This window comes from Streptomyces sp. NBC_00885 (assembly GCF_045207475.1).
Lineage (GTDB): Bacteria > Actinomycetota > Actinomycetes > Streptomycetales > Streptomycetaceae > Streptomyces.
Map to the genome: position 1 here is coordinate 825153 of NZ_CP108796.1, position 12337 is coordinate 837489.

The 12337-nt window shown below is 70.3% G+C and carries 14 protein-coding genes; 4 read left to right on the forward strand and 10 right to left on the reverse strand.

Going from position 1 to position 12337, the window contains the following annotated elements; all coding sequences use genetic code 11:
• Positions 1-4: 4 nt before the first annotated feature.
• Positions 5-760 carry a nuclear transport factor 2 family protein gene (locus OHA61_RS03795; RefSeq protein WP_406301688.1) on the reverse strand — a complete coding sequence of 252 codons (756 nt, stop codon included), beginning with the start codon at positions 758-760 and terminating at the stop codon, positions 5-7.
• A gap of 399 nt (positions 761-1159) precedes the next feature.
• Between OHA61_RS03795 and OHA61_RS03800 the strand changes: the two genes are divergently transcribed.
• The 3 genes from OHA61_RS03800 (at position 1160) to OHA61_RS03810 (ending at position 4620) form a co-directional block, all read left to right on the forward strand.
• Positions 1160-1837: a response regulator transcription factor gene (locus OHA61_RS03800; protein WP_324976122.1), complete on the forward strand. Its 678-nt coding sequence runs from the start codon at positions 1160-1162 to the stop codon at positions 1835-1837.
• Positions 1827-3191, forward strand: coding sequence for a sensor histidine kinase (locus tag OHA61_RS03805; RefSeq protein WP_406301689.1), 1365 nt, complete (start codon positions 1827-1829; stop codon positions 3189-3191). Before OHA61_RS03800 ends, OHA61_RS03805 begins: the two co-directional genes overlap by 11 nt.
• A gap of 76 nt (positions 3192-3267) precedes the next feature.
• Positions 3268-4620, forward strand: coding sequence for a hypothetical protein (locus OHA61_RS03810; RefSeq protein ID WP_406301690.1), 1353 nt, complete (start codon positions 3268-3270; stop codon positions 4618-4620).
• Between the two features lie 27 nt (positions 4621-4647).
• On the opposite strand, the gene OHA61_RS03815 is transcribed toward OHA61_RS03810, so the two are convergent.
• Together OHA61_RS03815 and OHA61_RS03820 are read right to left on the reverse strand one after the other, a co-directional pair.
• Positions 4648-5094, reverse strand: a complete 447-nt coding sequence (locus tag OHA61_RS03815) for a nitroreductase family deazaflavin-dependent oxidoreductase (protein ID WP_406301691.1) — start codon at positions 5092-5094, stop codon at positions 4648-4650.
• Positions 5095-5161: 67 nt separating this feature from the next.
• The gene (locus tag OHA61_RS03820; protein WP_406301692.1) at positions 5162-5728 is read right to left on the reverse strand and encodes a dihydrofolate reductase family protein; all 567 of its coding nucleotides are present in this window, start codon (positions 5726-5728) and stop codon (positions 5162-5164) included.
• A 147-nt stretch (positions 5729-5875) separates the two neighbouring features.
• Between OHA61_RS03820 and OHA61_RS03825 the strand changes: the two genes are divergently transcribed.
• Positions 5876-6235: a DUF779 domain-containing protein gene (locus OHA61_RS03825; RefSeq protein ID WP_406301693.1), complete on the forward strand. Its 360-nt coding sequence runs from the start codon at positions 5876-5878 to the stop codon at positions 6233-6235.
• Between the two features lie 19 nt (positions 6236-6254).
• Here OHA61_RS03825 and OHA61_RS03830 read toward each other — a convergent pair whose 3' ends face one another.
• The 7 genes from OHA61_RS03830 to OHA61_RS03860 all read right to left on the reverse strand — a co-directional run bounded on the left by OHA61_RS03830 (position 6255) and on the right by OHA61_RS03860 (position 12309).
• Positions 6255-6449, reverse strand: coding sequence for a hypothetical protein (locus OHA61_RS03830; protein WP_324976139.1), 195 nt, complete (start codon positions 6447-6449; stop codon positions 6255-6257).
• 119 nt (positions 6450-6568) lie between these two features.
• Positions 6569-7435 carry a phosphatidylinositol-specific phospholipase C/glycerophosphodiester phosphodiesterase family protein gene (locus OHA61_RS03835; RefSeq protein ID WP_406307269.1) on the reverse strand — a complete coding sequence of 289 codons (867 nt, stop codon included), beginning with the start codon at positions 7433-7435 and terminating at the stop codon, positions 6569-6571.
• A gap of 191 nt (positions 7436-7626) precedes the next feature.
• Complete coding sequence (locus OHA61_RS03840; protein WP_406301694.1) at positions 7627-8706, reverse strand: acyl-CoA dehydrogenase family protein; 1080 nt, start codon at positions 8704-8706, stop codon at positions 7627-7629.
• On the reverse strand, positions 8703-9884 hold the full coding sequence (locus OHA61_RS03845) for an acyl-CoA dehydrogenase family protein (RefSeq protein ID WP_406301695.1): 1182 nt from the start codon (positions 9882-9884) through the stop codon (positions 8703-8705). The genes OHA61_RS03840 and OHA61_RS03845 overlap by 4 nt, the downstream gene beginning before the upstream one ends.
• Complete coding sequence (locus OHA61_RS03850; protein ID WP_406301696.1) at positions 9881-10849, reverse strand: NADPH:quinone oxidoreductase family protein; 969 nt, start codon at positions 10847-10849, stop codon at positions 9881-9883. Before OHA61_RS03850 ends, OHA61_RS03845 begins: the two co-directional genes overlap by 4 nt.
• Positions 10850-10926: 77 nt before the next feature.
• Complete coding sequence (locus OHA61_RS03855; protein ID WP_406301697.1) at positions 10927-11511, reverse strand: helix-turn-helix domain-containing protein; 585 nt, start codon at positions 11509-11511, stop codon at positions 10927-10929.
• A 51-nt stretch (positions 11512-11562) separates the two neighbouring features.
• Positions 11563-12309, reverse strand: a complete 747-nt coding sequence (locus OHA61_RS03860; RefSeq protein ID WP_324976155.1) for a PIG-L deacetylase family protein — start codon at positions 12307-12309, stop codon at positions 11563-11565.
• Positions 12310-12337 lie beyond the last annotated feature (28 nt).

Below are 12337 nucleotides of genomic sequence, written 5' to 3' on the forward strand. Positions count from 1 at the left end.
TCAGTTAGAACAGGCCGTTGCTGTGCGGCAGTTCGGCGGGGATCGCCTGGATGGCGTCCCAGTGCTCGACGATCTTCCCATCCTCGAGGCGGAACAGGTCGTAGTAGGCGACCGGCTCGCCGAACTCGCCCTCGGCCTGCACCAGGACGAAGTCACCCTCCGCGATGACCTTGTGGATCGCCTTGTAGACCACGTTCTTGCCCTGCTCAGCCCACTTGGCTGCGGCCACCCCGAAACCGTCCAGACCGTCACCGGCCTCCGGGTTGTGCTGGTGGTAGGTCTCGGCGGAGGTGTAGTCGGTCGACGCCGAGTAGTCGGCCCCCTTGAGCACCTTCTCGGCGTACCCGGCGACCAGCTCGCGGTTCGCCTCGGTGATCTCCAGATCGCTGACCTGGGTAGGGCCGTCGGTCTGGGAGCGGCCGCTGACGGTGTCCTCGACCACCGGCACCAGGGCGTCCCAGTGCTCGGCGAGCTTGCCGTTCTCCACACGGAAGATGTCGAAGGCAACCAGCGCCGTGGGGCCGAGGCCGTGATAGACCCCGTGCAAAGCGACAAGATCTCCGTCGGAGATGACCCGGACGCCCTCGTAGCGAAAGTCCGCAGAGAGCGAGTCGACCAGCTCACGCAGAGCCTCGGGGCCGTCGGCGGCCAGCGCGCTGTGCTGCTTGTACGTCGGCGAGACCCAGCGGTCCACGGCGGAGGGGTCCATGTGACCGAACAGCTCACCTGTGGCCTTGAGGACCAGATCCTTGTTGTTCATGACGCGTATCCGTTCAACGGGGGCGGCGGACCCGGTGTCCGCCGACTGCTCCTCCAGCGTTGTCGGAATTGATCCGGCACGCGAGGTAAGATCCTGAACAACTATGGTCAAAAATGGACAGCCGCCTCATAGGTCATCCTCCCTGAAGCCGGTTACAGCAATTCGGGCAGACCGCACCTGTGCGTGGAAGCACTCGACCACACACGTCTGAAGAGCCGGCTGTCTGCGCAAACGCTCGCGATGCCGTACCGGCTGGTCTCCCGCCAGATCACCCTGGTGGCCGGCGGCGTCGGAGCCGCGATGGTTGATTTCGTCGACCGCCCCAAGGCGGCGACGCGCCCGGGCCGACACCCGTGCAGGTTCAGCCCCGCTTCAGGTGCCGGGGGCCACAATCGGGGCATGCGGGTACTGGTCGTCGAGGACGAGGAGCGCTTCGCCGAAGGGCTGCGCATCGGTCTGGAGGCGGAGGGCTTCGCCGTCGATGTCGCCTTCGACGGTACGGACGGCCTGTGGCGGGCCCGCGAGAACCCGTATGACGCCATCGTCCTCGACATCATGCTCCCGGGCCTCAACGGCTACCGCGTGTGCGCGGCCCTGCGCGCCGAGGGCAACTGGACGCCGATCCTGATGCTCACTGCCAAGGAGGGCGAGTGGGACGAGGTCGAGGGGCTGGACACCGGTGCCGACGACTATCTGACCAAGCCCTTCTCGTACGCCGTGCTCCTGGCCCGGCTGCGGGCACTGCTGCGCCGTGACCCGCGCGAGCGGCCCGCCGCGCTCACCGCTGGTGATCTGCGGCTCGATCCCGCGGCCAAAGAGGTCTCACGCGGCGGGGAGCGGGTCCAACTGACCGCCCGGGAGCTGGCGTTGCTGGAGTTCCTGCTGCGCAGGCGCGGGGAGACCGTGTCCAAGCGGGAGATCCTCGCGCATGTCTGGGACGACGACTTCGACGGCGATCCCAACATTGTCGAGGTCTACGTCCGTCATCTGCGCAACAAGCTCGACCGGCCTTTCGGACGGGCCGCGATCGAGACCGTGCGTGGCTGCGGCTACCGGCTGGCCTCCGATGGCGGTTAGGCACGGAGTCAGGTTCCGGTCGACAGTTGCGGCCGTCCTCGTCGTCGCGGTGGGACTGGTCGCGGGGGCGGTGGCTCTGGTCGCGCTGCTGCGGGCCGAGCTGACCGACGACGTACGGCAGGCGGCACGTGCTCGTGCCGAGCAGGTGGCCGCCGTCATCGAGTCGGGGCGCGGGGTGCCGTCCCTGGCGGTGGCCGATCGCGACGAGCAGTTCATCCAGGTCCTGGATGCCGACGGCGATGTGGTGGCCGCCAGCGCGAATGTCGATGAGCTGCCCGCGCTGGCCCGCCCGGGCAAGGACGGCGAGAGCCGCATCACCACCCCGCTGGACGAGGACGAGTTCCTGGTGGTGGCAACGCTTGCCGACGCGCCCGACGGGCAGAAGACGGTGCTGGTCGGGCGGGCGCTGATCGCGGTCGCGGAGGCGACACAGATCGTCACCAGGCTGCTGCTCGTGGGGTTGCCGCTGCTGCTCCTGCTGGCCGGGGCTGCCACGTGGATGGCGGTCGGGCGTGCGCTTGCCCCGGTCGCCGCCATCCGCGCGGAGGTGGAGGAGATCTCCTCCGCCCAGCTGCACCGTCGCGTGCCGCTGCCCCGCGGACGGGACGAGATCGCGGGGCTCGCCGCGACCATGAACCGCATGCTGGACCGCCTGGAGCGGGCTCAGAAGGCGCAGCGGCGCTTCATCTCGGACGCCTCGCACGAGCTGCGCTCCCCCGTGGCGTCCATCCGCCAGCATGCCGAGGTCGCGCTCGCCCATCCCGGCCGTACGACGCAGGAAGGGCTGGCGGCGACCGTACTGGCGGAGGATCTGCGCATCCAGCATCTGGTCGACGATCTGCTGCTGCTGGCCCGCGCCGACGAGCACGCCCTGCGCCCGGATCGCCGGCCGGTCGACGTCGACGACCTCGTGCTGGACGAGGCGCGGCGGCTGCGGACGGCGGCGACGGGGCTGCGGATCAGCACGGCCGGGGTGTCGCCGGCGCGGCTGGCGGCGGATCCGCAGGGCCTGCGGCGCGTGCTGCGCAACCTGGGTGACAACGCGGCCCGGCACGCCCGGCACCGGGTGGCCTTCGACCTCACTCAGGAGGAGGGGCGGATCGTGCTGGGGGTCGAGGACGACGGGCCCGGGGTGCCGGCCGCCGAGCGTGAGCGGATCTTCGAGCGGTTCGTACGGCTCGACGACGCGCGCTCACGTTCCGTGGAGGAGGGCGGCGGCAGCGGGCTCGGGCTTGCGATCGTCGCGGAGCTGGTCGCGGCGCACGGCGGTGCGGTGACGGTGTCCGGGGGCGCACTGGGCGGGGCCCGATTCGAGGTGTCGCTCCCGGCTCGCGAGGACCTTGGCCCTGACTGAAGACCGGTTCAGTTTGGTTCAGCCTCCCTTCAGCGCCCTGCTGTCACGGTCTGCGTACGAGACGAGGAGGCGCGTCATGAACAGCAGGAGGCTTGCGGGAGCGGTGGCGGTGGTGCTGGGCGCGACCCTCGCGAGCGGCGGATGCAGCAGCGGTTCGGGCAACGCCCAGGCGCGTTCGGACTGCGTGCAGATCATCGACGAGGCCACCGGAGAGAAGACCGGAAAGTGCATGCCGCTGGCACCCGAGAAGGACCGCGTCGACCGGGTCAAGCCGGTCTTCTCCGATTCGACGACCATCAACAATCCGCTGCATCCCAGCTCACAGGTCCAGCAGGTGATCTACGGAGGCCAGGTCGGCGGCAAGCCGTTCCGGACCGAGTTCACCCTGCTGCCCGGCACCACGTCCATCGCCATCAAGGGCGAGCAGGTGAAGGTGCGCACCCTGCAGTACATGGCTCTGTCCGACGGGCGGATCGAAGAGGTCGCGCTCGACTGGTTCGCGCAGGCCGACGACGGTTCCGTCTGGTACCTCGGCGAGGATGTCTTCAACTATCAGAACGGCGTGGTGGCCGACACCGACGGGACCTGGAAGGCCGGAAGGACCGGACCGGCCGCGATGATCATGCCCGCTCACCCGAAGGCCGGGGACGTGTACCGGCCGGAGAATGCGCCGGGCATTGTCTTCGAGGAGGTCACGGTCAAGGCCGTGGGCCAGACGTTCGACGGCCCGTACGGACCCGTCAAGGGTGCGATGACCGTACGCGAGCTGCACATGGACGGCAGCCGCGAGGACAAGGTCTTCGCCCCCGGATACGGGGAGTTCTCGACCGGGAGCCCCGACGGCGACCTCGAAGCGGTGTCCCTCGCCGTGCCCACCGACACCGAGCCCGGACCCGTGCCGACCGCGCTGAGCGCCCTGTCGGACACCGTCCGCGCGGCACAGAGCGGTACGCCGGACCCGGCGGCAGTGCGCAACGTGCGGACCGCATGGGACGCCTACCGGACCGGGGACAGGGTCCCCCCGCTGCTCGCCAAGCAGATGAACCGCGATGTCGACACGCTCACCGCGGCGGTCAAGGCCGGCGATACGAAGCGGGTGCACAGCGCGGCGCTGAGGGTCGCGCAGAACGACCTCGATCTGCATCTGCGGTATGAGCCGCTCGCAGCCGTCGAGGCAGCCCGGATGTCCTTGTGGGCACGGCAGTTGGCGACCGATGCCGCCACCGGCGACCCGGGTGCGGTCGCCGGGGACGTCACCGGTCTCGAACTCACCTGGACACGGGCCCGCCACAACACCGAGGCCGGCAAGGCGGCGAAGGTCGACGGCCGGTTGCGCGAACTGCGGGACGCGGCCGACCACAAGGACACTGCCGCAGCGGCGAAGTCGGCGCCCGGGCTGCAGGCCGCACTCGCCAACGCTCAGCCCTGACCCACGCCCTCACCCTCACCCCACCGGTCAGTGCTCCTTGTCCACCGGCTCGAGGACGAACACCGGGATCACGCGCTCCGTCTTCCTCTGGTACGCGGCGTAGTCGGGGTAGGCCGCGATCGCGCGCTCCCACCACAGCGCCTTCTCGTCCCCCGTCACCTCACGCGCCGTCATGTCCTGGCGCACCGGTCCGTCCTGGAGCTCGACCCGCGGGTCGGCCACGACGTTGTAGTACCAGACCGGGTTCTTGGCCGCGCCGCCCAGCGATGCCACCGCGGCGTACGTGCCCTCGTGCTCCACCCGCATCAGCGGGGATTTGCGGATCTTGCCGCTCCTGGCGCCGCGGGTGGTCAGGACGATGACCGGCAGGCCCCGCAGCGTGATCCCCTTCGTGCCGCCGGAGCTTTCGTACAGGTCGACCTGGTCGCGTACCCACTTCTGCGTGCTCGCCTCGTACTCGCCCTCAAGAGGCATGGCATCCATCCCGTCGTCGAAGAGTCGAAGACTTGCTTCGTCGCTTCAACACCTGGGATCCGGGCAATCATCCCGCCGGACGCTCGTAGCGAAGCAGCACGGTCCGTGCGTCGAAGGACCGCGATTCGACGAACTGGAGGTTGAGCCGGTCCTTGCCCTGGAGAAACAGCGGTCTGCCGCCGCCGAGGACCACCGGGTGCACGACGATGTGGTACTCGTCGATCAGACCGAGGTCCGTGAGGGCGGCCGGCAGCGTCGAACCGCCCATCAGCAGCAGGTCCTTGCCCGGGCTCAGCTTCAGGGTGGTGACCTCTTCTTCGAGATCCCCGCCGATCACGCGGACGTTGCCTTCGGGCTGTTCCAGCGTCCGGGAGAAGACGATTTTCGGAGTCCGGCGCCAGACGGGAGCGAAGGCGAGGTCGTGCGGGTCGTGGGAGATCGACTCGGCGTTGGGCCAGTAGCCCGCCATCATCTCCCAGACCACGCGCCCGTAGAGGAAGGTGTCGGCGCGTTCCTGCAGGCCGTCGCCGTACGCGGCGAGTTCCGGTCCGAGCAGCGTCCAGTCGAAGGCCCCGCCGGGACCGTCGATATGTCCGTCCAGCGACGAGTGGACGAAGTAGATGATCTTCCTCATGGCCGTTCCTCCTGCTTCGGTGGCGCACCCCTCTCGCGCCCTCATCCGTATGTCGAACGGGACCTCGCCCGATCGACACCCCAGGGAAAGATCTTCGGCGAAGGCCCTGCAACGGCGTTGCAACCTCGCCGGTGCTCTGCTGGCGGGATGAGTGATGCCCCGCGCGTGGAGCTGACCCCCGCAGCCGCCGATCTGCTGAAGCGGCTGCGGGCCGCCCACGGTCCGCTGATGTTCCACCAGTCCGGCGGCTGCTGCGACGGCAGCGCGCCGATGTGCTACCTGGCCGGAGAGTTCCGTACGGGCGAGTCCGACGTCCTCCTGGAGGATCTCCGGGTGGAGGGCGTCGAGGAGCCCGTCTCGTTCTGGATCTCCAGGAGCCAGTACACGGTGTGGAGCCACACCCGGCTCGTCGTCGATGTCGTCGAGGGCCGGGGCGGCGGCTTCTCGCTGGAGGCACCACAGGGCGTGCGATTCCTGATCCGCTCGCATGTGGTGGACGGCGAATGAGGGCTCAGGCCGGGGGACGTCACGGCCTGAGGCTGCCGACCACGTTGGCCGTGGCCGCGATGCCCTCCTGGATGGTCGGCGCCATGCTGGTGCTCGCGAGGTAGAACCCGAGCAGGGCGCAGACAACCGCGTGGGACATCTTCAGTCCGCCGTTGCGCAGAAAGATCACTGCGAGAACGAGCAAAAACAGCACGATCGAGATCGAAATGGCCATCGCCAACCTCCAGCGCCGCGCGGGGATCGCGGCGTACGGCGGTCAGTCTGGCGCAGTGAGGGGCCCGTACGGCCGACTGGCGTGTCCGCCGTACGGGTGCTGTCTGCGGGTCAGTTCGATTACTCGCCGCGGGCGCGCAGGAAGCTCTCCAGGCCTGCCAGGTCATCCGTGTTGATGTGGTCGACCCGGGCGGCGAGCAGTTCGCTCCACATCGCGTCGCGGGCGGGCCCTGCCACGTCGGGGGTGGCCCAGAAGCGGACGCGCTGACCGTGGCCGTGGGCCTCGGCGACGACCGCTTGCAGCTTCTGCCGCTCGGCCGCCGGGAAGGGGCCTGTGCCCAGCCAGGTGAAGCTCTGCGTCCAGTTGCTGGAGATCAGCGGGACGAAGGAGGCGGGGGCGGCGGTGCCGAGGTCGTCGAGGCGACCGTCGTAGAAGGCGTACCGCCGGCGCTGGGCCTCCATGGGCACGCGGGCCGAGCGGTCGCCGGAGATGACGGGGGTGACGGCGCCGAGGTGGACCCGGCCGTGGGAGTAGCTGCTCAGCATCCGCCGGTAGTGCCGCAGCTGGCGGTCGAGTTCGAGGTAGGCGTTGACGCCGTCCGTCTTGATGTCGATCAGGAGCTGCACCGGTCGCCTGTAACCGCGGTACACCGAGCCGTGGTTGGCCCTTACACGGGCGAGCAGCGGGTCGAGGTAGAGCGAGCGCAGGGAGCGCGTCGGGTCGAGGTCCGCCGGCTCATGGGCGACGAGCAGCTCGCCGTCCACGAGGAAGATGTCCGCCTCCATACTGGTGAAACCGTGCGACAGGGCGTCGTGCAGGGGCCGTTGGTGCAGATAGTCGTTGTGGGCGTGGGCCCGGCGCAGTGGCCTCGGGCGGGTCTGTCCGCCGTGCTGCTGCGCGGCCTGCGCATAGGCGGGCGCGGCGACTGTGGCGGCCAGTGCGGCGGCGATGGTGGTGACAGCTCTGCGACGGGTGGTCAGCACGATGGTGCCTCCGGGCTCTGCGGGTCGGGAGGGACATCGGCGAGTATCCGTCGCGGGCGGTCCAATGGGCAGTGCAGCGCGAAGAGTTCGGCCATCCGTCACCGGGCCGTCAGCGGTGACGGACCGTCGGTGCGGGTGGCACACGACGGCCGCCGCGCTGATGGTTCAGCGCGGCGGCCGGGGGCGGGGTGGGGCTACGGCGCCCGGAGGTCGACCAGTTCGGCCAGTTTCTCCTTGTGGCGGCCAGGTGTGCCGAGCGAGATCTCGTCGGACTTGGCGCGCTTGAGGTACAGATGCGCCGGGTGCTCCCAGGTCATGCCGATGCCCGCGTGCAACTGCACGCACTCCTCGGCGGCGTGTACGGCGACCCGCGAGCTGTACGCCTGGGCGACGGCGACCGCGAGGGCCGCCTCCGGGCTGTCGGTGGCCAGTGCGTCGGCGGCGTTGCGGGCCGCGGCGCGGGCCGAGACGACCTCGAGCCACAGCTGCGCCATACGGTGCTTGAGCGCCTGGAACGAGCCGATGGGGCGGTTGAACTGGTGGCGTTCGCGGGTGTGGCGGACCGTCTCCTCGAGGCACCACTCGGCGAGACCCAGCTGCTCGGAGGCGAGCAGCCCGGCCCCGGCGAGCAGCCCGCGCCGCACTGCCCGCTCGCCGGTCGCCCCGTCGGCCAGACGCGTGCCGTCCGCCGTGTCGCCGACCGTGACGGCGCAGAGCGGCCGGGTGAGATCGAGCGGGGTCAGCGCCTCGACCGTGACGCTCGCCCTGTCGACCGCGTACAGCCCGTCGGACCTCGGAACGAGCAGCACATCGGCCACTGCGGCGTCCGCGACCCCGGTGATCCTGGAGGCATCGGCGGGGAGCGGACCGTGCGGCGAGGCGGACAGCGGCACTGCGAGCACGGCGGTCTTCCTGCCTGCCGCCAACTCGCTGATGAGCTCCGCCACTTCGGCTGAATCCACGTCGAGCCCGAGCAGCGTCTCGGTCGCGATGACCGAGCTCGTGAGATACGGCGCGGGGGCGACGGCGCGGCCCAGCTCCTCCAGTACGACGGCCGCCTCGCGGTGGCTCGCGCCCTGGCCGCCGAGCTTCTCGGGTACGAGCAGTCCGGCCGCGCCGATGTCCCCGGCGAGCGCCTTCCACAGTCCGGGGTCGTACGGCGCACCGGCCTCGGCGCGCGCAAGCACGGACGCCGTGTCATTGCGGTCGATGAGCAGGGAGCGTACGGCGGCGCGCAGGTCGTCCTCGGCCTCGGAGTACAGCAGGTCAGTCATCGCGCGAGATCCTTCCAGGCGACGTCCTTGTCGTTGCGCGGCTCGGAAGGCAGTCCGAGTACCCGTTCCGCGACGATGTTCAGCAGCACTTCGCTGGTACCGCCCTCGATGGAGTTGCCCTTGGAGCGCAGATAGCGGTAGCCCGCGTCGCGCCCGGTGAAGTCGACGAGTTCGGGACGGCGCATGGTCCAGTCGTCGTACAACAGCCCTTCCTCAGCGCGGAGTTCGACCTCCAGTCCGCTGATCTCCTGGTTGAGGCGGGCGAAGGCGAGCTTCATTCCGCTGCCCTCGGGACCGGGCTGGCCCGCGGCCAGCTGCTGGCGCAGCCGTTCGCCGGCCAGCCGGGCGACCTCGGCGTCCACCCACAGGGTCAGCAGCCGCTGGTGCAGATCGTGCGTGCGCAGTTCGGGACGTTCGCGCCAGGTCTGCGCGACGGGGCCGATCATGCCGCCCTCGCGCGGGATGCGGCTGCCGCCGATGGAGACGCGCTCGTTCATGAGGGTGGTCTGGGCGACCTTCCAGCCCTCGCCGATCTCGCCGAGGCGGTGCGCGTCGGGGATGCGCACATCGGTAAGGAAGACCTCGTTGAACTCCGCCTCGCCGGTGATCTGGCGCAGGGGGCGCACCTCGACACCGGGGTCGCTCATGTCGCAGATGAAGTAGGTGATGCCGCGGTGCTTGGGAAGGTCGGGGTCGGTGCGGGCGATGAGGATCGCCCAGCGGGCCACATGGGCGCTGGAGGTCCACACCTTCTGACCGCCCACGATCCAGTCGTCGCCGTCCCTGACGGCGCGGGTGCCGAGCGCGGCGAGGTCGGAGCCCGCGCCGGGCTCGCTGAAGAGCTGGCACCACACTTCCTCGCCGACCCACAGCGGCCGCAGGAAGCGCCGCTTCAGCTCGTCGGAGCCGTACTTGAGGATGGTCGGCGCGGCCATGCCCAGGCCGATGCCGATCCGGCGCGGGTCGTTGTCGGGTGCGCTCGCGGCGGTCAGTTCGGCGTCCACGACGGCCTGGAGTGTGCGGGGCGCTCCGAGTCCGCCGAGGCCCTTCGGGTAGTGCACCCAGGCGAGGCCCGCGTCGAAGCGCGCCTTCAGGAAGTCCGTACGGTCCGTGGTGGCCGGGGGATGCGCGGCCAGCAACTCCTTGGTACGGGCGAGCAGTTCTGCGGCGTCCGTCATCGGGCATCTCCTTCCGGGATGACGACCAGGCGGCCGGTGGTCGCGCCGTCGGCGACGCGCTGGACGGCGTCCGCCGCATCCTTCATGGCGACGCGTCCGCTGATCAGCGGCTTGATCACGCCCTGTGCGGCGAGCTTGGTGAGCTCCTCGTGGCAGGCGCGGATCGCAACGGGATCCATCTGGTTGTACAGGCCCCAGTGAAGGCCGACGATCGAGTAGTTCTTCACCAGGGCGTGGTTGAGGGCGGGGCTGGGGATCGTGCCGCTCGCGAAGCCGACGATCACGATCCGGCCCTCGAAGGCGACGCACTTGGCGGACTTGGCGTAGGCGTCGCCGCCGACCGGGTCGTAGACGACGTTCGCGCCGCGGCCGCCGGTGGCCTCCTTGACCGCGGCGACGATGTCGTCCTCGCGGCGGTCGATGACGACGTCGCAGCCGAGCTCCCGCGCGATGCGGGCCTTGTCCGCGCCGCCGACGACTCCGATGACGCGTGCGCCGGCCGCCTTGCCGAGCTGGACGGCCGCGCTGCCGACGCCGCCGGCCGCCGCGTGGACGAGCAGTGTCTCGCCCGCCAGGAGGTGCGCGCGGCGGTGCAGTCCGAACCAGCCGGTCTGGTAGCCGATGTGCAGGGCGGCCGCCTCGGCGTCGTCGAGCGCGTCGGGGGCGGGCAGCACGGCAGCGGCGTCGGCGACGACATAGTCGGCGAATCCACCGTTGGGCAGTGCGGGGTTGGCGATCACGAGGCGGCCGTCCTCGCTCTCGCCGCAGATCTCCACGCCCGGTGTGAACGGCAGCGGGGGCCGCACCTGGTACTGGCCGCGGCAGAGCAGGGCGTCGGGGAAGTTGATGTTCGCCGCGCGGACTCTCAGCAGCAGCTGCCCCTCACCGGGCGTCGGCCGTTCCACCTCTTCGAGCCGCATCACCTCGCTCGGCTCGCCGTTCCGGTGCACTCGCCATGCCTGCATTCGGGGCCTCCACAAACTGTCGGCAGTACCATGCTCGTCGCATACTAAGCGGTCGCTTGCCTCTCCGGAAGACCCCGTCAGCCGCGCTTGGGCCTCGCCCGTACATGCATCCGCTCGCCCTGCGGACCGAACAGACTCAGGAACTCCACGGGCGCGTCCCCCGCCGGGCCGAAGCTGTGCGGCACGCGGGTGTCGAACTCCGCCGCCTCCCCCGGGGTCAGCACCACGTCGTGGTCACCGAGCAGCAGCCGCAGGCGGCCGGACAGTACATACAGCCATTCGTACCCCTCGTGCGTCCGCGGCTCGGGCACAGGGGCACCCGCCTCCTGGACCACCTTGTACGCCTGGAGACCCCCCGGTTGCCGGGTCAGCGGCAGCATCGTGCGGCCATGCCGGACGATGGGCTTGGCCCGCACCCGCGGATCGCCGACCGGCGGCGCACCGACCAGCTCGTCGAGCGGAACCTGGTGCGCCCGGGCGATGGGCAGCAGCAGCTCGAGACTGGGTCTGCGGCGCCCGGACTCCAGCCGCGACAGGGTGCTCACCGAGATCCCGGTCACCTCGGAAAGCGCCCCGAGCGTGGCTCCTCGCTCCCGCCTGATCCTGCGGAGCCGGGGGCCCACCTCGCCGAGTACGGCATCGAGCTGCGTGTCGTCGTCCATGCCGTCCATTGCAGAAACGGCAAGCGCATTTGTCAATCGGGCGAGTAGGGGTCAGCGGCCGAACAGCTCGAAGGTCACGGCGGGCCTGCCGCCGAAGCGTGCCGCCGCCTGCTGGGCGTACCCGGTCAGAAAGGTCCTGCAGTACTCCTCGGGATCCTGGTCCGTCAGCACCTCGATATAGCTGCGGTGCTCCAGCAGGGAGAGGACGGAGCGCTCAAGACCCGCCGTCGCGTCGACGGCGTGGGTGGGCGTCGTGGTGCCCGCGACCGCCACCCAGCGCACCCCGTTCCAGGGCTCAAGGCCCTGTTCGGCGATGAGTTCTGGGAAGATCCAGCGGTTTCCGGCGTCCGCCGCCGCGTCCAGCGTGGCCCGGCCGACCGCGCGGTGGTCGGGGGTGTTCCAGGCGGTGCCGCCCCAGGTGTCCCGGTGATTGAGGGTGATCACCAGCTCGGGCCGGTGACGGCGGATCGCCGCCGCGATGTCCCGGCGCAGCTCGGTCCCGTACTCGATGACACCGTCCCTGTGGTCCAGGAACTCCACCGAGGACACCCCGACGACGGCCGCACTCGCCCGCTGCTCCTGCTCGCGCAGCGGGGCGCACGTGGCCGGATCCATCGTGTCGATGCCCGCCTCGCCACGGGAGGCGAGCAGGTACGAGACCTCACGTCCGCCGTCGGTCCAGCTTGCAACGGCCGCGGCGCAGCCGTACTCGAGGTCGTCCGGGTGCGCCACGACGGCCAGCGCGCGCTGCCAGTCGTCGGGCATGGGTTCCAGCTGCTCGGGCGCAGGCTCGTTCATGCGGGCAGGATACGACGCTGACCGGGCG

Bases quoted from the DNA above. Each gene is read 5' to 3' on its own strand.
- OHA61_RS03830 (WP_324976139.1), bottom strand. From the start codon at position 6,449: ATGGCCATTTCGATCTCGATCGTGCTGTTTTTGCTCGTTCTCGCAGTG.
- OHA61_RS03795 (WP_406301688.1), bottom strand. From the start codon at position 760: ATGAACAACAAGGATCTGGTCCTCAAGGCCACAGGTGAGCTGTTCGGT.
- OHA61_RS03840 (WP_406301694.1), bottom strand. From the start codon at position 8,706: ATGACTGACCTGCTGTACTCCGAGGCCGAGGACGACCTGCGCGCCGCC.
- OHA61_RS03810 (WP_406301690.1), top strand. From the start codon at position 3,268: ATGAACAGCAGGAGGCTTGCGGGAGCGGTGGCGGTGGTGCTGGGCGCG.
- OHA61_RS03820 (WP_406301692.1), bottom strand. From the start codon at position 5,728: ATGAGGAAGATCATCTACTTCGTCCACTCGTCGCTGGACGGACATATC.
- OHA61_RS03860 (WP_324976155.1), bottom strand. From the start codon at position 12,309: ATGAACGAGCCTGCGCCCGAGCAGCTGGAACCCATGCCCGACGACTGG.
- OHA61_RS03850 (WP_406301696.1), bottom strand. From the start codon at position 10,849: ATGCAGGCATGGCGAGTGCACCGGAACGGCGAGCCGAGCGAGGTGATG.
- OHA61_RS03825 (WP_406301693.1), top strand. From the start codon at position 5,876: ATGAGTGATGCCCCGCGCGTGGAGCTGACCCCCGCAGCCGCCGATCTG.
- OHA61_RS03805 (WP_406301689.1), top strand. From the start codon at position 1,827: ATGGCGGTTAGGCACGGAGTCAGGTTCCGGTCGACAGTTGCGGCCGTC.
- OHA61_RS03845 (WP_406301695.1), bottom strand. From the start codon at position 9,884: ATGACGGACGCCGCAGAACTGCTCGCCCGTACCAAGGAGTTGCTGGCC.
- OHA61_RS03800 (WP_324976122.1), top strand. From the start codon at position 1,160: ATGCGGGTACTGGTCGTCGAGGACGAGGAGCGCTTCGCCGAAGGGCTG.
- OHA61_RS03815 (WP_406301691.1), bottom strand. From the start codon at position 5,094: ATGCCTCTTGAGGGCGAGTACGAGGCGAGCACGCAGAAGTGGGTACGC.
- OHA61_RS03855 (WP_406301697.1), bottom strand. From the start codon at position 11,511: ATGGACGACGACACGCAGCTCGATGCCGTACTCGGCGAGGTGGGCCCC.